We start from the raw sequence: 19,771 nt of genomic DNA on the forward strand, positions 1-19,771 counted from the left end.
TTCAGGGTGTTGCACTGCGATTCCGCATCTTCTCTGCGACCGAGGTCGCGCCGACCAGCACGGTGAACAGGGGGGCTCCGACGATTCCCGGCCAGAAGGAGCTGAAGAGACTGGGCAACAGGAGTGCCCAGCCCATGGCGAGATCGCGGGTCAACAGTGGGGGGCGCCTGCTGGGCACGGGGTTCTTGATCAGGATCCACACCAGGTTGAGCAGACATCCCGTCAGCAGCAACCAGTAGATCCAGAACAAGACGTCCCGGCTGCCGTCCGGGACCAGAAGCGCGATGCCGATCAGCGGGACGACGGACACCAGCGCGCCGATGATGGTCACGCGCACTCTGAAATTGGGACCCGTGCCCAATTGCTCTCTGAGGGACTCGGCCATGTCTCCTGCTTTCTCTGCCGCGTCGACCGGTGGCATACCTGATTTTTCACCAGTGAGTGTCAGGGGCGGGCATCCAGCCGCTTTCCTTCCAGGTGTTGTAGTCCTCGTTGTACGGCTTGTCTCCCGGCACCAGACCCTGCTGGTCCAGCCAGCCGATGGAGTCGCTCTTGCTCAGCGACTTGTCCATGACGTCGACGCCCATGCCACCGTACGCGGCGCCCACGGACGCCACGTATCCCGCGTGGCCGAGCTTGGAGGCTCCTCCCGCGACGGCGTCGGGGAAGGCACCCTTGTTCGAGCGGAGCTGGCCGAACAGGCCGGCCGCCTCGTCGTCACCGAGGTGCAGCCACTTGGAGGCCGTGGACACCTCGGTCGGGCCCTTGGCCACCAGACCGGCCTCCCTGGAGATCTTCTTCAGGGTGAAGTGGCGGAGGTCCGAGAAGAACTTCCGGGACACGTCGTCCTGCGCGCCCGCCATCGCCTTGCTCAGGTCGTTCAGCATCCCCTTGTGCGACCTGAGACCCGTCTTGAGCCCGGCGGTCCGGCTGGTCTGAGCCGCAGTACTGGTGACCTTGTTCGCGCCCTTGAGCAGCTTGATGCCGCCGCGGCCGATGCCCATCAGGAGCAGGCCGCCGACGTCGAAGGCCAGGTCGGTCCAGGATGCGTCTCCTGAGGCGACCAGCATGGATCTGGTCAGGATGGTCAGTACGGCGATCCCGAGTACCAGGACGTTCAGGCCGGGGATCCAGATGGCGACGATGCCCGCGATGGTGGCGATCCAACCGAGTCCGTCGAGGACCGTCTTGATCCAGTCCGCGTTGTCGTGGAACCACCCCTTGACGTTGTCCCACCACGAGTCCTCGATGACGTCGTCGATCTCGTCCCTGATCTTGCCCGCGTGGTGGTTGGCACGGGTGTCGCGATCACCGGTGACGGTGTCCAGCTGAGTGCGGTACTTCTGCAGCGGATCGTGGTCGGTCCCGCTGACCGAAGGATTCGGGGTGTCCTTGTCGCCGGACTCGCTCTTCTTGGCCTTCTCCGTCTCGAGTTCGTCCTGCTTCTCCTTGGCCCGGCGCAGGACGTCGTCCGCGTCGGACTGGAAGTCCTCCAGCTCGTTGGCCCAGGTGGTGAGGTGGCCGTGGACGCGCTCGTAGCGGCCGGCCACCTCCCGCATGTGCTTCTCCAGCGTGGAGGAGTCCTCGCGCAGCCGCTTGACGTACTTCCCCTTGAGCTTGTCCTCCTCGCTCAGGGTCTTGAGGTTCTTGGCCTGGGCCCGGAGCTTTTCGGCGACCGAGACCATGTGCTTGACCTCGTCGCGGATCTCCTCCGGGTCTCCGGGGACCGGATCGGAGTCGCAGAGCGGGTGCCAGTCCGTCGGGCGGCGCTTGGATGTCGCTGTCGTCACTTCTTCGGCTTCTTCTCGTTGCGCTTGCCCAGCTGCTTCTCGAGATCCTCGAATGCCTTCTTCGTGCCGGACACGAGCTTGCCGACCGAGTCGAGGCCTTCGACGAGTTTGGTGCGGTAGTCGTCCCAGTTGTCGACGAAATCACCCATGGCCCCGGCGATCTCACCGGAGCCCCAGTGCTTGTTCATCTCGTCGCGACGCTTCTCGATGTCCTCGAACGTCTTCTTGAGCTGCCCGAGCTTGCGCTCCGAATCCGCGAGGAACTCGAAATCGACCGTCAAGTCTGGGTCTGACACTGCGGACTCTCCCCGTATGGCGTCTCCAACGGGCCGACGTTATCCAAGGGGCTGCCGACGCCGCCAGAGGAGATCTCCGGGCAAGTCATGACTTTTCGTTGACCGTCATCGTGTCGTGATGCGAAGAACCCGTGTGGAGAGGCCCTGTCTGGCTTGTTGCTTCCGGGTATCGGGTGTTCGGTACCCGTTTGCCAGTGCGACTAGAGGCGCGACGCCGGAGGAGGTTCGGGCGCGGTTTCAGTCGGCGCGACTGCGTATGCGATCCGTCAATTTCCCGTCCAGTGGGCGGAAGTCTCCCTGTGCGAATGTTAGCTTCATCATGCAGCGAGAAAAGGTGGGAATGGAATCCCACGTATTTCCGGTCTTCTTTATGGCTGCATGAATTGCCCTGGCGTTGACGGATGACTGATGCGAATTCGGTGGCGGGTGGTCGCGTCGAGTCGTGAGCACCTCGGCTCTCGAGCGTCCACGTACCCGCGCGCGATGGGGCGTGATGGGGCTGTGCGGGCAATGATAGCTTTCCTCTACAGGGGTGTAGTAGTACGGGTTGACGGGGGATCGGTATGAGTGATCTGGCGGTCGACTACGCGGTGTTGAACCGCGTACGGCACAACCTCGACCACATCGCGGACCTGATGAAACAGCCGGGCCGGGACATGGAGAGGGTCACCGGCGACGCCATGGGTGTGCCCGAACTCGCCCGGCGCATGGACGACTTCGGGGACGAGTGGTCGTACGGGATCAAGCGGCTGACGAAGTTCTCCGGCAAGGCGTCCGAGGCGCTGCTCAAGATCAAGGAGTCCTTCGAGAAGCTGGACGACGAGCTCGCCAAGGTCGGGGAGAAAGGCAAGGGCAAGGGCGAGGGGAGCGGTAAGTAGCCATGGCTGAAGCGGTACTTGAGGACTTCCCCGCCCTGGGGTTCGTGCCCTGTCCCGGCGACCACTCGGTGGCCGACGACGTGGCCAAGAAGGTCGGTAAGACGGCGAAGGCGCTCGTCGAGATCTGCCATGTGCTGCACGGCACGGGTGTCGGTGACTGGAAGGGCAAGGCCGCGGAGGGCTTCCGGGAGAAGTTCGACGACGAATTCCGCCCCAAGATGGACGAGGCCCGCGACTCCTTCCGTGACGCCGCCTCCGCGTTGGCCGACTGGGCCGAGTACATGGAGCGCAAGCAGAAGGCCGCCGTGAAGCTGGAGGCCGAGGCGGCCGTGGCCAGCAAGGCGCTGAAGGACGCGTACGACAAGGCGGACGAGCTCAAGGACGCGGACAAGAAGGAAAAGGACTCCAAGGACCACGAGGGCAAGGTCAAAGAGGCCAATCGGGCCATCAACACCCAGGACCTCGAACTCGATGAGCTCCGCCGCAAGGGCCGCCGGATCAAGAAGAACTATCAGGAGTACGGCAAGGAGATCGCCGATCGCCTGAAGTCCGCGATGGACATCGCGCCGAACGAGCCCGGCATGTGGGAGAAGCTCGGCAACGCCCTCGAAAGCCTCGGCAAGGCGCTGGCCGACCTGCCGGGACAGCTGGCGGACGTCTTCGCCGACATCGGCGAGTGGATCAAGAGTCACGCGGACTGGATCACCGTCGCGGCCTCCGTCATCGGCGTCATCGCCATCTTCTGTCCGGTGCTCGCGCCGCTGGCCGTCGGGCTGAGCGCCGTCGCACTCTTCGCGCATGCGGCGGCTTATGGGTGGAATGGGCTCTACCCGCCCACCGGCAAGAACATCGGCAACTGGCTCACGCTGGGTGGCGACGCGCTGGGGGCGGTGCCTGGCTTCGGCGGCGCCCTGGCCGGCGCCAAGGCGGCGAGATCAGCCGGGGGCTTCGCCAAGGGCAGCAAGGTCGGCATCAAGACGGCGACTTCCGTCACGAAGAGATTGGCGAAGGAGGCGGACCCGGTCGCCAAGGTGATCGACAAGCCCATCATGGCCGCCGCGAGCAAGCTGGGAGTCTCACGCGGCGCGGCCCTGACCACCACGGAAGGAGTCCAGGCCGCGGCCCAGCTCGCCTGGACCGCGCCGACCGCGGTCAACGCGTACGGGACGAGCACCGGCAAGTACGACGCCGCGACCTGGGGTACAGGCGTGGCCAACATCGCCACGGGAACCGGCGGCGGCAAGTTCGGCGGAACCGTCGCCATCGGCAGCGCCATCGGTCTGGGAGCCTGGGAGTTGACGGACTGATGGAAGCCGCCGACTCGGCGTTGGTCGCCGGTCAGACAGTGGCCGGCACGTCGTCTGCCGCAGGCTCTCTGATCGCACCCTCCCCTACGGAGGTCCCCGACTTCTGGTTCGAACTTCCCCCGGGCTTCAGGGAGTTCGATCTGGAGGAGGGCGCCGAGGAGCGAATGCTCCGGTTGGCCGAGGGCGTGGACGGGCTGTTCGCCGACGCCACGCCCGAGCAGAAGCTCAGCATGGTCGTCTCCGGGGAGTACGCACTCCAGACCGTGATCGCGGCGGGAGCCGAGCACATTTCGGCCTGCCTCGTCCGCATGCCGGATGGTGAGCTCTCCCAGGGAACCCTGTCCGTCATCGTGGAGCGACCGGACGTCGGCCCGGAGAGCCAGGACAGGCAGGGGTCGGCCAGGCGCACAGCCGTCCAGTGGCACGAGCGGTATCCGGACGCCGAGGTCGCGCTGATCGCTTTGCCGTACGGTCCGTCCGCCCTGTGCATCCGGGATCAGGACCTGCAACTGCCGGGCGTTCTCTTCGGCCTTGACGACCCCCTTCCCACGACGATCCGGCAGGTGCAGGTCTGCGTGCCGCTGAGGACCGGACCCGGATCGGTCCTCTTCGTCTTCATGACCGAGGACAGAGAGCACTGGAGCGAGTACCTCGACATGCTCAGCGGCATCATGAAATCGGTCTCGGCGGAGGAGCCGACCTTGGACGGCACCTCGTCGGCCGACGGGCCCGATTCCCGATGAGGGCCGTTCTCCGAGCAGCCCGAATCCTGATGAACGGAGAAGCTGCGTGAGTGCCGATCCGAAGGGTGACGTGGGCGCGGCGCGCCTGCGATACCGCCTCCTGTGGGCGCTCGCTACGAGCTGCTACGTGCTCGCCGTGATCGTGGGCATGTTCTTCGTCGCGGACGACTTCGGCCCCCTTGTCCAGATCCCCCTCTGGATTGCGCATGGCGTGCTGCTTGTCGTGTTCATCAAGAAGCTGGGGGCCAAGGAGTCCAGCTCCTACGCGGCGGTGTTCATCGTGTTCGCCTCCGCGTCGGCGGCTCACGTCGTCGGCATGGCGCGCGACGACCTCACTCTTCAGGGGCGTGGCGAACAGGTCACCGCCACGGTCGTGAAGGAACGTCTTGACCCGCCTCAGGGCCGCAAAGGCCGTCTCTCCCACTACACCCTGGAGCACCAGGACGGCACCAGGGTCCCTGGCCCGGAGATGCAGACGACATCCGACCTCTATGACGTCGGCCAGGTCCTCACCGTCGTAGAGGATCCGGACGGTGATCTCGCACCGCAGACCCCGGGGCAGGCGGACGCCACGGCCGAGCTGCTCGGCGCCGGGGCGCTGGCCCTGGCCGCTCTCGGCTCCGTCGCCTGGATGACCCGGCGGGGCTGCATCGCCGTACGCGAGGCCGGCAACGGCGGTCGCTCGGCGCCGGGCGAGCAGGAGGAGAGGCTGCGCGAGGCACTGCGTACGTATCCCGCCGACCGGCGCGGGTACATCAAGGTGCCGCCGGAGGAGTTCCCCGACGTGTCTCACGGGCGGGCCGCCCGCATCGCCTGGGAGATGGGCCTGCGCGCGGAGGCGACGGGGAACCGGGGGTCGTGGCGGTTCGGGGAGACGGTGGTGGAGGAGGTTCCGCATGACTGAGGTCAGGCGGGCTTCCGTGACCGGGGCCAGGCGTGGCCCCGTGACGGAATCCAAGCATTGCCGCGGGCCGGCGACACCGTGACCGACAAGCTGTACTTCGCGTCGTTCCAGGACTACAAGGACTACAAGAACGAGTACACCGTCGAAGTCGGATCCACCTGGTGAGCCGGGGGAGTCAGGAGGGCCGGGAGCACCGGGAGGGCCGCGGCCGTCGGCGGGAGCCCGGCTCGCGCTACTTCGCCGCGCTCGACCGCAGCCGCGAGGAGAAGGAGAGGGCGGCCGAGGAGGCGGAGCGGGCTTACGCCAAGGATGTCGGCGTGGTGCGCGTGATCTCCCTCGTCCCCCCGCTCCTGTACTGCGCGGCCATGATCGCGGGCGCCGCGTCGGACGACGTCGCGATGGTCGTCCTGCGGTACGTGCTGGGGCCCGCGAGTGCCGTCGCCACCGCGTTCGTGATCGGACTGATCCTGAAGTACGAGCGCTCACCACAGCGCGACGTCGGAATCCCGGTGGTGGTCTTCGCCAGTGCCCTGCTGAACGGTCTGACCGGGTTCGCCACCGGTTCGATCTTCTACGTACTGATCCCGCTGGCGGCGCCGCTCACCCAGTGGGCGCTGCCCAAGTTCCGTGTCCTGGCGGCCCGGAAGCCGTGATCGGCTGAGCCTTTCCCGTGGCCTCGCGAAGGTCCGCATCCCCATGAGAGCGGGCGTGGACGAGGCGATACGCGCCCCGGACCCCCGACGGGTGCTCGGCGCCATGGACGAGCTCGACGCGTTCGCCGGGCGGATCAGCGTGGCCGCCGCGGCGGGCTGACGGGGCGGATGACCACGGGGGGCACCGGAGTTCGGCCTCAGCCGTGCTCCCGCGAGCGGTCCCTCCGCGAACCGTCCCCCTCACGAACCGTCCCTCCGCGAGATGCCCCCTCGCGAGAAGTCCCCCCGCCCCACCCGCCGCGCGAGCCCGTCGTCCGGGTCGGGGCCGGTGAGTGAGCCGTACCCCGTGGCCGCCCACACGCTGCTCTCCGCGTCGGCCTCGAAGTAGGGGATCGCGCGGCCGTCGCGGCCCGCCGTGTCCGTGAGCACCTCGGGGGCCCGGCGGGCGCGCACCGCGGCGGCGCAGTCGGCGCAGGGCGAGACGCGCAGCTGGTCGCGGCGGCCGAGCGGGCGCCAGGTCACAGTGCGCACGGCGCGGCCGTGCAGGGGGTTGAAGAAGCAGAGGGGGAGCGGGTCCGCCGCCCCGGCCAGGGCGTCGCGGCCCTCCGTCACCAGGGCGAGCACCCCGGCCAGGTCGGGCAGCCCGCGCGCCCCGTCGAGCACGGTGTTCGCGGCGTCGTACGCGTCCAGGGCCCGCTGGAGACCGGGCGTGCCCGAGGTGTCCGCGGCCCGCGCGGCCTCGCCGAGCGCGAGGACCTCCGCCTCCGCGCGCCGCCGCAGCTCGGCCTCGTCGGCGGCGCGGGCGGCGGCGAAGACGGCCTGGGGGAAGGCGAAGGCGCCGGTCGCCGCGGTGGTGCGACGGCGGCGTGCGGAACGTACGAGGAAGGCCGCGAGGAGCGCGAGAGCGAGCGTCGGCGCGGCGACGGCCGTGATGAGTGACCAAGAGGGCCCGCTCCCGTCGCCTCCGCTCCCGCCTCCGCCTTCGTTCCTGTCGGCGGCGTCGCGGTCCTGGTCCAGGTCCTCGTCCAGCTTCTTCGTCTGCTTCTCGTACTCCGCCTTGCCGTTGCCCCGCTTGATCATGGTGATGGCCTCGGCGGCCCGGTCCGCGAGGCCCGCGTCGTCCAGTTCGTCCATGAGGTCGACGGCGTTCGCCGCGGCCTCGGCCTGGTGCGCGTCGCCGGGCCACTCATGGCCGCGGATCGAGTCGCGCCACTCGCCGTCGGTGGTCAGGAGGACGAGGTCACCGCCCGCCTCGGGGCTGCGGTCCGTGAGGCGGTCGCGTACGACGCCCGCCAGCGTGTCCGCGTCGCCGTTGTACGCGTCGCCCTTGGCCAGCGGCACGAGGACGACCTTGATGGGCAGGCCGGTCGCGTCGATCTGCCGGACGAGTTCCTTCTGCCGGGCGGGAGTCACGGCGGACGCGGCGTACGAGGGATCGACGTACACCGGCGATTCGACCAGCGCCTCCGCGATCTTCTCGCCGGGGCCGGGGCCGGGGCCGGGGCCGGGGCCGGGTGACGCGGCGAGCGCGGGCGCGGTGGCCGTCAGCAGGGCCAGGACGGCGGCGGCGAGGGCCGCGGCGACGGATGCCGCCGGGCGACGACGGCGCTTCGGAGGGTTCGGGTCACTGGACACCGGCGTACTCCCGTACCTGGCGGATGAGTCGGGGAACTCCCTTGCGGGCGGCGGGCAGTGGGCCCGCGGCGTCCTCGTACAGGACGCGGGCGGCGCCGCGCCCGCCGCCGGCCGGCGGCAGCGTGAGGCGCCGGGTGTGGGCGAGGCCCGGACTCTCGGCGACGAAGGTGCGGCAGGGGTCGCAGAGGGGAAGGGTGCGGCGCCGGGTGTCCTCGGGCGCGTACTGGGCGTCGCGCCAGCCCGTGGCGGGGCCGTGCAGCGGGTTGAGCGCGCAGCACGGCTTGCTGGTGTCGCCGCTCGCGAGGGCGGCGCGGCCCATGCGGGCGAGCGTGACGGCGGCGGCGAGATCCGCGGGCGGCACGTCGTCGTCCACACGGCCGTCGGGCCCGCCCGCGGCACGGTCGGCGAGCAGGGTGGCCGTGTCGAGGCAGTCCCAGACGCGGGTGCGGAGCGCGGAGGGCAGAGCCGCGTCCGGGTCGAACTCCGAGCCCAGGGCGCCGAGTTCCTCGTGGGCGGTCCGCCGGAGGTAGGCGGCGGTGGGCTCGGTGGGCGCGTGGAAGGCGATGCGGACCTCGTCCGCGTTCCCTGCGTCCGTGCGCACCATGCCGGGACGGCGGGGACGCAGCCCCGGCACCGCGCGCCGCAGAATCCCGAGAACGGTGGCGACCACCAGAAGGACGATCAGGGCCCCGACCGCGCCCACCAGGAGGCCGGGCCAGAAGTCCGTGCTGAAGAGGCGGGGCAGGGCCGTGTCCTCGACCGGGTCGGGCGCCCCGGAGCCGACCGACGAGGTCTCTGGGGCGTCCGTGCGGGGCGATTCGTCGAGGAACGTCAGGAGTTCGCCGAGGCGTTCACCGAGCCGGTGGTCGGCGGAACGGTCGTCCGCGTCGTCGTAGGCGATGCCGTCGGGCAGGTCGAAGGCGACGCGGTTCGCGTCGATGCGTACGCCGTACGTGACGACGTCGATGTCGCCCGAGAGCGGATCGGCGACGACGTACACCCCGGACTTGCCGAGCTCGCGGTGGAGGGTGTCGGCGAAGGCGTCGGGGTCGCCGCCGGACTCGTCCTCGGTCGTCTGGGGCACGAGGGCGACGTGCACGGGCCCGTAGTCGGCGTCCTTCATACGGGAACGGAGGTCGGAGAGCTGCCGGGCCGTGAGCGGGCGGGGGCTCTCGGGGTCGCTGTAGACCGGGGAGCGGCGCAGCCCGTCCGTGACGCGGTCCACGCGGGAGGCCATGTCGGCGGCGGTGGGCGGGGGAGCGGCGCTGGAGGTGGTCTGGTCGAAGAGGACGGTGGCCGTGACCGCGACGGCGGCGGCGAGGGCCGCGGCGACGGCGGCCTCGATCCAGTGGAGCCGGCGGGGGCGGGGGCGGGGCCCAGTGCGGGGCCGGGGCGAGTCCCCGTCCTCCTTGCCCAGGGAGACGGCTTTGCCCAGGGAGACGGGTTTGCTCAGGGGGACGACGTCCGCGGCCGACGTTCCCCTCCGCCGCCACCATCGGCGTACGTACGGGGAGATCAACAGGACGAGCAGCGGGAGGCCGGTGAGCGCGATGCCGGTGACGAAGGACTGGTTGCGGCGGTCGGTGGGACCGATGTGCAACTGCTCGGGCTCCTCGCCGCCGCCACCGTTCGCACCGCGGGGGGCATGCTTCTCACGGGCGGCCTCGGCCCGCTTCGAGGCCTTGTCCGCGTCCAGCGTGACGACATCGGCGAACCGCTGGAAGCTGAGCAACGGCCCGGCGTCGTACGGAAGTTCATAGAGCTGAGCCGTCCAGGCGGCATCAGCGGGCGCGCGCACCCCGAAGGCGACGGCCTGCGCGACGGAGTGCTCGTCGACGAGCACGTACAGCCCATCCCGCCCGACCCGGTCGTGCACGGCACCGAGAAGGGCCTTGCTCTCCATGGAGGTCCCGGATTCGGGCAGCACGATCACGTAGGTCCGAGCCCCGATCCGCTCGGTGATCCGCTCGGCGACCTCGGCGAAGTCGGGGGCGGTGGAGCGGGGGACGGCGCGGGGGAGCTGGTCGGTGAGGTAGACGGGGTTCTTGCGGAGGTGGGCGGCGAGGGTGGTGGCTTGGGTACCGGTGCTGTTGCGGGGGGTGGTGGCGGTGTGGGCCGTGGTGGCGGTGGTGTCCGTGCTGTTCGTGGCGTGGGCTGGCGCGGCGGTGACGGCAGCGGTGAGCGCGGTGCCGAGGAGGAGCAGACAGACGTAGGCGGCGAGGAGGGGCAAACTGCGAATCCCGCGCCGCCACCGCCTGCGAGCGGCGGCAACCCCTGTGTTCCGAGCCTCCATGGTCCCGATGTCCCCCTCATCCATTCGGCGCACTTTACTTCCGCGACGGATCGGTTGCCCATGAGGGCGAGGATGGTGATGGGGCTGTGATGAGGGGTGCGGGGGGACGGGGCGTGCGGCCGGCCGCCCCCCGGCCCATCCCCGTCCATCCCCGCCCATCCCCGTCCGTCAACTCTCCTCAGCGGTTGACCGACTGGATCTCCTCGACCTTGACGGCCTGGTCGTTGCCGTACTCGCCGTTGGGCAGCGTGCCCTTGGCTCCGCCGGTGCCCTCCCAGGTGATCTCCCAAGTCGCGGTGGCCTGGAGGTCGTACGTGCCGTCGCCCGAGGAGCGCTGGTAGACGACGCCGCACGGCGGGGTCTGCTTCGCCTTGCCCTTCGCGTACGGTTCGCCGATCGAACCGTCGTCGTTGATCTCGCACGTACCGGACCCGGGCAGCAGCTTGGCGTCGTCCGTGCCGGGCTTGATGGTGAGCGAGACGGGCGTGGCGGTGGTGGTCGCCTCGATGTGCAGCCCCGGGGCGTCGAGCGAGGCGGTGACGGACACGGGCTTGAACTCACCCTTGTCGAGCCAGGCCCAGGTGGGGAGGTTCACCTTGGAGGCGCCGCCGGGGGCGAGGGACACCTTGGTGCCGGGGACTTGGATCTGGTTGTAGGCGAGGCCCGCGAGGGTCTCCGGCTTGATGACCTCGGGAACGTCCTCCGGTATCTCGCCGTTCTTGACCCAGAACGGATCCCGGTCGCACTTCATCTGCTCATCGAGCGGGGCATCGGGGTTCTGCTGCGCACCCCACCACATGCCTTCCTTCTCTTTGTCGATGTTGAAGTTGTCGTAATCGCCGCGGGCGTAGTTCTCGTTCTCGTCCGAGATCTCCGTACGGGCATCACCGGCCCCCGGGTCGTGCACCGCGATGTAGTTCAGACGCTGCCGCCAGTCCCGGAACTCGGTGGCCTTCCACTCCGGGGCGTACCAGCAAGCGGGAGGCGTCCAGTTGGGGTCGACGGATGTCACAGGGCCCGAACCGTTTCCCCCTTTTCCGGAGGACGTGTACTTGATGGTGACTTTCGCCCCGTAGGTGCGGTCGGGGCCTTCGGTGGCTTCCGCGGTTCCGCGGCCCGGCCCGAGGCCCGCCATGGCGGGAGTGCTCGTCAGCGCGATCAGAGAGGCACAGATTGCCGATACGGTGAGTGCCTTACGCATGATTTTCCCCGTTATCCCCGTTGTCCCCGTCATCCCCTGCACTGGGATGCTGATTCCTGCACCTGGATCGCCTTGGCGTGCCACAGACCCTTGGTCTTGTGCGCCGGAGTCATGCCGATCTGCCAGTGGGAGTAGTCCCTGAGGCTTTCCTTGGTGCGGAGCGTCTTCTTGCTCTTGACGTCCTTGCTGTAGAACTTCGAGTCGTTGCTGCAGAACGTGACGACGACGTCCTTGGTGCCCTCGACGGGCTTCACCTGCGTACGGGTGTAACGGCTCTCACCGGTGACCGTCACGCCGGCGTCGACATTGGCCTTGATCTGCTGCTTCGCGTACTTCCACGCGGGACTCTGGATCTCCGAGTAGAACTTGTACGTGGCGTCGTCGGCGTTCTGCTTGACGATTCCGTAGATGACGGCGCGTACGAAGTTCTGGGCGTCACCCAGTGCCGCGGACTGCTCGGCGGTCGCGGTGCCCTTGTCGAAGACGAGCTCCACGTCCGAGGGGAACTGCATCTCCGGCCGGATGATGTCGGCGTCCTTGCCGGCCTTGTCGCTCGGCGACGTGCTCTTCTCCGCGCCCCCGTCCGCCCCGGCGATCTTGTCCTTCCCCGAGCCCCCGTCCCCGTCCCCGCCCCCGCACGCCGTGAGCAGAAGGGCGGCGGTGGCCGTGAGTGAGACGGCGATGGGGCGGAGGCGGCTGCGGTTCACGTGTGACTCCCATGGGGGCGACAGTTCGACAAGCCATCCGAAGGTACTGAAGTGGCCAGGGCCTTCGCCAGGGCCAACTTTGCCGACCGGCGAATGTCTCGCCGGTCGGACACCGATATCCGATATCCGATATCCCGGGTGAAAACGGCCGATTCGTGCGCCGACTATCCGCACTGCGCCGCCTTGGTCTTCACGTCGACACGGTTCGCGAGCCAAAGGCCCGCTTTGTCCTTCGAGGGGACCATGTCGATGGTCCAGAACCACTTGTTCTGAGGGCCCGGCTCGAAGGAGAACGTCTCCCCGGACTTCAGGTCCTTCCCCTTGATGCCGTTCTCGTCGGAGCAGAAGGTGACGACGAATCCCTTTCGGCCCCCGCTCCCTTCCGGCCCTTCCGGGCGGACCTTCGCGTCGCTGTGGCGCCGTTGGCCGGCCAGGCTCAGGTCGCCCGACGCGTGCTTGCCGATCTGGTACTTCCCGTACTCGCGAGCGGGACTCTTGGGCACCGAGTAGAACTTGTACGCCGCGTTCTCCGGGTCCTGCTTGACGATTCCGTACACGGTGGAACGCGCGTAGTTCTCGGCGTCCTTCAGCGCCGCGGCCTCCTTCGGGTCGGAGAGTTCCGTCTTCTCGAAGGTGAGCTTGATGTCCGAGGGGAAATGCATGGCGGGGCGGTCGACTTCCGGCGCCGCGGAGCCGCCCCCGCCCCCGCTCCCGTCGCCGTCCGCGCGTGAGGAGCCCTGCGACTCCCGTCCCTTCGCGCCGTCGGCGGAATCACCGTCGTCACCTCCGCACCCGGTCAGGAGCAGAGCGGTGGCCGCCGTCAGTGAGACGGTGGCGGCGGGCAGGACACGGCGGCGCTTCACGGGCAACTCCCGGTGGGGCGAGGGTTTTTGAGAGCGTTCAGAGAGTCCGACGCTACAGAAGCGGTGGGTGCGCCGTCAGTGACGTAGGAGACACGTGGCCCCGCCCCGAAATCCCGAGCGCCACCCGCCGCCCCCTCGGCATGATGGCCCGATGCCCGACGAGACCCTGCCCCAGGCGCCCCGGAGAACCGAACCCCCGCACGCCGTCGCGGGCGAACGCGCCTCGCTGACCGCCTTCCTGCAGTACCAACGGGAAACCCTCGCGATGAAATGCGCGGGCCTGACTGCCGAGCAGCTCAGGGAGCGGTCCGTGCCGCCCTCGGACATGTCGCTGCTCGGCCTGGTCCGGCACCTCGCCGAGGTCGAGCGCAGCTGGTTCCGCAACGTCCTGAACGGCGAGGCCCTCACGTCCAACTGGCAGGGCCGCGTCCCCGGCGAGCACGCCGACTTCGACGTGACGGACGCCGACCCCGACGAGGCGTTCGAGGTCTGGCACGCCGAGTGCGCGCGCTCCCGCGCGATCGTGGACGTCCTGGACTCCCTGGACACGACCGTCGACTTCCGTGACGACACGTACTCGCTGCGTTACGTCCTCACGCACATGATCGAGGAGTACGCCCGGCACAACGGCCACGCCGACCTGCTGAGGGAGCGGATCGACGGAGCCACCGGGGAATAGCCCACGTAGGCTGGCCGACCGGAGAACAGCCACACCGGGGGACGGACCGGGGGACGGAGAGGGTGCCAGCCATGGCCCGCTACACAGCACCGCAGACCATCGCGCGCGGCGGATTCAGCATCAAGGTCCCGGAGACGTGGTGGGAGTTCGACGTGCGTCCCGAGTCGCGCGACGCCGCCATCCGGCAGATGCTCAACGACCGGGTCCGCGCCCGCCCGGAGCTGGCCCCGCACCGCGACACCTTCGAGGCGTTCCTGCGCAAGGCGTCGAAGGACGCGTGGCAGTCCGGGGCGCTGTACTGCGGCTGCATGGCGGAGAGCTTCGGCGGCGATACGCCGATCACGGGCTCGGTCACCGTCTCCCTGGTCGGCGCCCGCACCCCGAACGGCGACGTCCTGCCGACGGACCCCGAGCGCATCGTCGCCCAGCTCGGCGTGCGCGAGGCCAAGCGCGAGGGCGACGCGTGGCGCAAGGTCACGACGGTCGACATCCCGGGCGTGGGCCTCGCGGCCCGCACGTACGGCGTGGAGGACGTCACCGTGACCGGCGACGACCGCACGATGCGCGTGGTCCTGATGCAGACCTTCATCCCGCTCCCGGGCGAACAGGGCAAGGTCGCCCTGGTCTCGGGCAGCAGCCAGATCCTCGACCTCGCGGACTCGTTCTTCGACATCTTCGACGCGGTGACTTCTACGTTCCGCTTCGCGGAGTAATTCGCGGAGCAGGAAGCGCCGGTACGCCACCGACGGGGACGCGCCTGGGGGCCGATCGCCTTCCACCTGTCATGTCTCGGCTAGTAGCTTCGTACTCGCGTACGGTGATCGAAGTTGCAAACGTGACGGGGGTAGAGACATGGGGGGCCATCGGCCGTCGGACTGGCACGTCCTGGACCTGGACAAGGATCCGACGCCGGGTGATCCGCAGCGGGTGCGCAAGCTCGCCGGGAGTCTGCATGACTTCGCCGATGACGTGGGCAAAGTCCTGCGGGACATCAAGGGCATGGCGGGCGAGGACGCCATCCTGCAGTGGGCCGGGCAGACGGCCGAGGCGTTCACGGAGAAGTTCGAGGACGCGCCGAGCAAGCTGAAGAAGCTCAAGAAGAGCTATGAGATGGCGGGCGACGCGCTGTCGGGGTACTGGCCGGAACTGGAGCGTGCCCAGACCATGGCCGACAAGGCCCTGGTGAAGGGCCGTGAGGCCCAGGCCGATCTCAGCAGTGCCAAGACCCGGCTGTCCTCGGCGGACTCCTGGGTGGACAAGGCCGGCAAGGAAGCCGACAAGTATCAGGACAAGCCCGGCAAGGACGTGCCCAAGCCGGATCCGGACAAGGTCAAGGCCGCCACCCGCAACGCCGCCTCCGCCGAGAAGGCACAGAAGTCCGCGCAGGGCGACGTCGACTCCGCGCAGAGCGCGCTTGAGGCCGCGAAGAAGATGGCCGAGGACGCCCGCAAGATCCGGCAGGACGCGGCGGGCACCGCCAAGCGGAAGATCGACGAGGCCTCCGACGCGGGGATCCAGAACCGTAAGTGGTGGGAGGAGATCGGCGACTGGGTCTCCGACAACTGGGACACCATCGTCGCCGTCTGCAAGGTCGTCGTCGCCGTCGTGGGCGTCATCGCGATGATCGTGGGCGGCCCGATCCTCGCCGCGATCGTCATCGTCGCGGGCGCCATTGTCCTCGCGGACACACTAAGTAAATACGCGAAAGGCCAAGCCACCTTGATGGATGTGGCCTTCGCCGCCATGGACTGCATCCCGGGCGGCAAGGGCCTCACCACCGCCGCCAAACTCGCCAAGGGCATGAAGGGCTTGGCCAAGGGCGGTCTCAAGGGGATGGCCAAGGGGCTGGGCAAGGGAGGGCTCCGTAAGGGCGCCGACGACGCGGTCGCCAAGAGCAAGCCCACCAAGGGCCGTTGCAAGAACGGCGACCCCATCGACATGGTCACGGGCGAAATGATCATGGGTAAGACGGACTTCGCGCTTCCGGGATTGCTGCCGATGGTCCTGCGCCGTACCCACCTGTCCACCTACCGGTGGGGGCGGTACTTCGGCGAGTCGTGGGCCTCCACCCTCGACGAGCGCCTCGAGCTCGATGAGCAGGGTGTCCTGTTCGCGAGCGAGGACGGCATGATCTTGTCCTACCCGGTCCCGAGCCCCGGGGCCGTGGTCATGCCGGCCGAAGGTCCTCGTTGGCCCTTGGAGTGGGACGGCGGCAGCGCGCCACTGCGGATCACCGACCCCGGCACCGGGCACGTCCGTCACTTCTCCCCGCTCGACCGCGCAGGGGCGGACCAAGCCGCCTTCACACTTCCCTTGCGGGCGATTTCGGACCGCAACGGTCACCGCGTCACCGTGGACCGTGAGCAGGACGGCACTCCCACGGCGATGCGTCACTCCGGTGGACATCGCGTCGTGGTCGAGAGCGAGGGCGGCCGGATCATCCGCATCAGTGTGCCCGGGACGCAGGGGGTGAAGGGCGACACCGCTTGCGGGAAGCCGGACGACACGGAGCTGTTGCGCTACGCGTACGACGACCGTGGCAATCTGACCGAGATCTACAACTCCAGTGGGCTTCCTTTCCGCCTCGCCTATGACGACGAGTCCCGCATCTCGTCATGGACGGACCGCAATGGCTCCTGGTACCGCTTCACGTACGACGAGCGGCACCGTGTCGTCAGGGGCGAGGGTGCCGACGGCTTCCTCGACTGCGTCGTCGCGTACGACACGGAACGGCGACGCACGAGGTACTCCGACAGCCTGGGCTTCACCACCACTTACGACTACAACGATCTGCTCCAGGTCACGGCGGAGACCGACGCGCTTGGAAACGTCAGGCGCAACGAATGGGACCGGTACAACAACCTCACGTCGAGCACCGACGCGAACGGGGCGCGTACCGAGTACACCCATGACGGATACGGCAACCTCACCTCGGTGACGCGGCCGGACGGAGCCGGGCTCAGTGCCACGTTCAACGAGCTGCGGCTACCGGTCGAGGTCGTCGACTCCGACGGAGCTGTCTGGCGGCACCGTTACGACGAGCGGGGCAACCTGGTCGAGACCACAGACCCCACCGGCTCCCCGACGCGGTACCGCTACGACGGGCAGGGCCACCTGGCTGCGGTGGTGGACGCGTTGGGAGCGGAGCGCCTGATCGAGTGCGACGCCCACGGACTGCCTGTCGCGGAGATCGACCCACTGGGCTGGACGACCAGGTTCGAACGGGACACGTTCGGCCGGATAGTCGCCGTACGGGATCAGCTGGGCGGCACGACCGCACTGACGTGGACGCTTGAAGGCAAGCTCAGCCGCAGGGTGAACGCGGATGGCACCACCGAGCGTTGGGGCCACGACGGAGAAGGGAACCTGGTGGAGCACCGGGCCCCTGGTGGAGCCCTGACCCGCTTCGAGACCGGCCATTTCAACCTGACTACGGCGCGGATCGACCCCGACGACTCGCGGTTCGAGTTCACTTATGACACCGAGCTCCGTCTTCGAGAGGTACGCGACGCGCGGGACCTGGTGTGGTCCTACGCGCGAGACTCGGTCGGCGACGTCGTCACCGAGACGGACTTCAACGGTCGTACCCTCGCCTACCGTTACGACGCCGCGAGGAGGCTGGCGGAGCGGGTCAACGGCGCGGGGCAGACCACCCGATTCATCCGCAACCCGATGGGCAAGGTGGTCGAGCAGAGCTGCGACGACCGCATCACCACGTACGCGTACGACACCGCGGACCGACTCATCGGAGCCGAGAACGAGCACACGCGGATCCACTTCGTCCGTGACCGTCTGGGCCGGGTTGTCGAGGAGAGCTGCAACGGGGCGTCCACGAGGGCTTCCTACGACGCGAACGGTCGAAGGACGAGCTTCACCACTCCCAGCGGCGTCCCCGCCATCTGGGAGTACGACGCAGGCAACCGTCCCACCGGGCTGCGCGTGGCCCAGCGGAGCATGGAGATGGCCTACGACGGATCGGGCCATGAGGTCGAACGGCTGCTCTTCCCGGGCGTGCTGCTCGCGCAGGAGTGGGACGACAATCATCGGCTGACGCGGCAGTCGCTCATGGGCGCTGCGGCCGCTGGCTCCGCATGGGGACGAGACTTCCGCTACCACCGGGACGGGCACCTCGCGGGGATCGCGGAGCAGGACGGGAGCACGCGAGGTCTGGTTCTGGACCGGGCCGGCCGTGTGGTCGAGGTCAACGGCAAGGACTGGTCCGAGTCTTACGCGTACGACGGCTCGGGGAATGTCTCATCGGCTTCCTGGCCCACCGCCGGCGAAGGAGACGCGGCCGACTCCGCGGTGCAGGGCGACAGGCACTACAGCGGCACCTTGCTGCACCGTGCGGGGCGCACCTTCTATGAGTACGACGCCCAGGGTCGGACCGTCCGTAAGTCCCAGAAACTCCTCTCCGGGAAGTCCCGGGTCTGGACGTACGCATGGGATGCCGAGGACCGGCTCGTGCGTGCGGCCGTCCCCGACGGAACGACCTGGCACTATCGCTACGACCCGTTGGGACGCCGTGTGGAGAAGCGGCACCACGGAGCGGACGGACGGGAGCTCGAACGCATCTCGTTCGTCTGGGACGGCGCGCGAATCGCTGAACAGGTGCGGGTCGACGGAAGCACACGAGAGAAGAACGTCACCACGTGGCAGTGGAAGCCTGATTCGCTGCGTCCCGTCGCGCAGAGCGAGCACCGCGCACTGGACACCGGGGTGGAGGTTCCGCAGGACGAGATCGACGCCCGCTTCTACGCCATCATCACCGACCTCACCGGCACACCCACAGAGCTGGTCGACGAGAGCGGATCGGTGGCATGGAGCTCTGCCCACGCTCTCTGGGGAAGTTCCACCGGCAGATCGCGTGTGACCGGTGATTCCCGCGGTGGCGCAACGTGCCCTCTCCGTTTTCCCGGCCAATACCTCGACGAGGAAACGGGACTTCACTACAACCATTTTCGCTATTACGAGCCGGATACGGCGCGTTATCAGTCGCCTGATCCGCTCGGCCTCGCTCCGGCACCGAATCACCACTCCTATGTCCCCAATCCCACCGCATGGGTGGACCCGCTCGGGCTCTCCTGCGACGAGGTCGACGAGGAGTGGACGCGTGTGGGGCGTTGGATGTCCGACGACGAGTACAACAAGATGGTGTCGGAGGGCAGGGTTCAGCCGGGAGCGGGTGACCGTTCCTACGTGGCGAATCCGCCGGATCCCTCTGCGTACGGGCGTCAGGCGGCGCCGGGCACGAGCTATGTGGAGTACGACGTACCGTTGAGTTCCCTGCGCCCCGGCGGCGAACCCGGCTGGTCCCAGATCGAAGGCCCGAATTCCCTTCGGGGCAGAATGGCCGCCCGCAAGGGTTTGCCTCTGCCGGAGTTCCCCGAGGTGCGGAACATTGAGAAGATCATGACCAAGGAGGAATTCACCGGTGGAGCTCACTGACCTGCTCGCCCTGTACGACCGGCTGGTCGCCGAGCTCGACACTTCGCGGTATGAGGTCTCCTGGCAGGGTCCCGTGCCCGGTCGCGTCAAGCAAGGGGCTTCCCTCAGCGTCGACGGGCCCGAGCGTCTCGCGGAACTGACGGTGTGGGAAACCGGCGAAGCGCACTTGCAGCTGGGAGAGATGTCCGACGGCCACGTGACCGATGAGCATCTGCGCTTGGGCGACGCGGGGCAGCTGGCGGCCGTCGTCGACCGGATGACGGCCTGGGTGACGGGGCAGTAGGGCTGAGCGCACCGAGCACCGGCCCCTCTTTGAGAGGCGGACCAAGCAGCGCCGGTGAGGACTGGCGCTGCTGAATCTTTGATGGCAGGGC

The 19,771-nt window shown here is 68.5% G+C and carries 17 protein-coding genes; 9 read left to right on the forward strand and 8 right to left on the reverse strand.

Translation table 11 applies throughout. The features are described 5' to 3' along the window. Position 1: 1 nt before the first annotated feature. From AB0L89_RS22900 to AB0L89_RS22910, 3 genes are read right to left on the reverse strand one after another with little or no spacing between them, the layout of a single operon-like run. Positions 2-385: a hypothetical protein gene (locus AB0L89_RS22900; RefSeq protein WP_365143714.1), complete on the reverse strand. Its 384-nt coding sequence runs from the start codon at positions 383-385 to the stop codon at positions 2-4. 46 nt (positions 386-431) lie between these two features. Continuing rightward, positions 432-1,790 (reverse strand): hypothetical protein, encoded by a 1,359-nt coding sequence (locus tag AB0L89_RS22905; RefSeq protein WP_365143717.1) that lies wholly within the window; start codon positions 1,788-1,790, stop codon positions 432-434. Then, positions 1,787-2,086, reverse strand: a complete 300-nt coding sequence (locus AB0L89_RS22910) for a hypothetical protein (RefSeq protein WP_365143720.1) — start codon at positions 2,084-2,086, stop codon at positions 1,787-1,789. Before AB0L89_RS22910 ends, AB0L89_RS22905 begins: the two co-directional genes overlap by 4 nt. Positions 2,087-2,649: 563 nt before the next feature. On the opposite strand from AB0L89_RS22910, the gene AB0L89_RS22915 reads away from it, so the two are divergent. The 5 genes from AB0L89_RS22915 to AB0L89_RS22935 all read left to right on the forward strand — a co-directional run bounded on the left by AB0L89_RS22915 (position 2,650) and on the right by AB0L89_RS22935 (position 6,571). Then, positions 2,650-2,964 (forward strand): hypothetical protein, encoded by a 315-nt coding sequence (locus AB0L89_RS22915; RefSeq protein ID WP_365143723.1) that lies wholly within the window; start codon positions 2,650-2,652, stop codon positions 2,962-2,964. Between the two features lie 2 nt (positions 2,965-2,966). Then, on the forward strand, positions 2,967-4,271 hold the full coding sequence (locus AB0L89_RS22920; RefSeq protein WP_365143726.1) for a putative T7SS-secreted protein: 1,305 nt from the start codon (positions 2,967-2,969) through the stop codon (positions 4,269-4,271). 164 nt (positions 4,272-4,435) lie between these two features. After that, positions 4,436-5,014 carry a hypothetical protein gene (locus AB0L89_RS22925; RefSeq protein WP_365143729.1) on the forward strand — a complete coding sequence of 193 codons (579 nt, stop codon included), beginning with the start codon at positions 4,436-4,438 and terminating at the stop codon, positions 5,012-5,014. Between the two features lie 46 nt (positions 5,015-5,060). After that, positions 5,061-5,918, forward strand: a complete 858-nt coding sequence (locus AB0L89_RS22930) for a hypothetical protein (protein ID WP_365143732.1) — start codon at positions 5,061-5,063, stop codon at positions 5,916-5,918. Between the two features lie 161 nt (positions 5,919-6,079). Continuing rightward, positions 6,080-6,571 carry a hypothetical protein gene (locus AB0L89_RS22935; protein WP_365143735.1) on the forward strand — a complete coding sequence of 164 codons (492 nt, stop codon included), beginning with the start codon at positions 6,080-6,082 and terminating at the stop codon, positions 6,569-6,571. A gap of 240 nt (positions 6,572-6,811) precedes the next feature. Here AB0L89_RS22935 and AB0L89_RS22940 read toward each other — a convergent pair whose 3' ends face one another. From AB0L89_RS22940 to AB0L89_RS22960, 5 genes are all read right to left on the reverse strand, one after another. Further along, the gene (locus tag AB0L89_RS22940; protein WP_365143738.1) at positions 6,812-8,206 is read right to left on the reverse strand and encodes a hypothetical protein; all 1,395 of its coding nucleotides are present in this window, start codon (positions 8,204-8,206) and stop codon (positions 6,812-6,814) included. Beyond that, complete coding sequence (locus AB0L89_RS22945; RefSeq protein WP_365143741.1) at positions 8,196-10,436, reverse strand: hypothetical protein; 2,241 nt, start codon at positions 10,434-10,436, stop codon at positions 8,196-8,198. Before AB0L89_RS22945 ends, AB0L89_RS22940 begins: the two co-directional genes overlap by 11 nt. A 241-nt stretch (positions 10,437-10,677) precedes the next feature. Next, positions 10,678-11,511, reverse strand: coding sequence for a hypothetical protein (locus AB0L89_RS22950; protein ID WP_365143744.1), 834 nt, complete (start codon positions 11,509-11,511; stop codon positions 10,678-10,680). Between the two features lie 218 nt (positions 11,512-11,729). Further along, the gene (locus tag AB0L89_RS22955) at positions 11,730-12,407 is read right to left on the reverse strand and encodes a hypothetical protein (protein WP_365143747.1); all 678 of its coding nucleotides are present in this window, start codon (positions 12,405-12,407) and stop codon (positions 11,730-11,732) included. A 164-nt stretch (positions 12,408-12,571) separates the two neighbouring features. Next, the gene (locus AB0L89_RS22960) at positions 12,572-13,270 is read right to left on the reverse strand and encodes a hypothetical protein (protein ID WP_365143750.1); all 699 of its coding nucleotides are present in this window, start codon (positions 13,268-13,270) and stop codon (positions 12,572-12,574) included. A 151-nt stretch (positions 13,271-13,421) separates the two neighbouring features. On the opposite strand from AB0L89_RS22960, the gene AB0L89_RS22965 reads away from it, so the two are divergent. The 4 genes from AB0L89_RS22965 (at position 13,422) to AB0L89_RS22980 (ending at position 19,680) form a co-directional block, all read left to right on the forward strand. Continuing rightward, positions 13,422-13,949: a DinB family protein gene (locus AB0L89_RS22965; RefSeq protein WP_365143753.1), complete on the forward strand. Its 528-nt coding sequence runs from the start codon at positions 13,422-13,424 to the stop codon at positions 13,947-13,949. Between the two features lie 71 nt (positions 13,950-14,020). Further along, positions 14,021-14,662, forward strand: a complete 642-nt coding sequence (locus tag AB0L89_RS22970; RefSeq protein WP_055698660.1) for a hypothetical protein — start codon at positions 14,021-14,023, stop codon at positions 14,660-14,662. A 139-nt stretch (positions 14,663-14,801) separates the two neighbouring features. After that, a complete protein-coding gene (locus tag AB0L89_RS22975; RefSeq protein WP_365143756.1) occupies positions 14,802-19,397 on the forward strand; it encodes an RHS repeat-associated core domain-containing protein in 4,596 nt (1,531 codons plus the stop codon). After that, positions 19,384-19,680 (forward strand): hypothetical protein, encoded by a 297-nt coding sequence (locus AB0L89_RS22980; RefSeq protein WP_365143759.1) that lies wholly within the window; start codon positions 19,384-19,386, stop codon positions 19,678-19,680. The genes AB0L89_RS22975 and AB0L89_RS22980 overlap by 14 nt, the downstream gene beginning before the upstream one ends. The last annotated feature ends 91 nt before the right edge of the window (positions 19,681-19,771 follow it).

This window comes from Streptomyces sp. NPDC052114 (genome assembly GCF_040680155.1).
GTDB lineage: Bacteria > Actinomycetota > Actinomycetes > Streptomycetales > Streptomycetaceae > Streptomyces.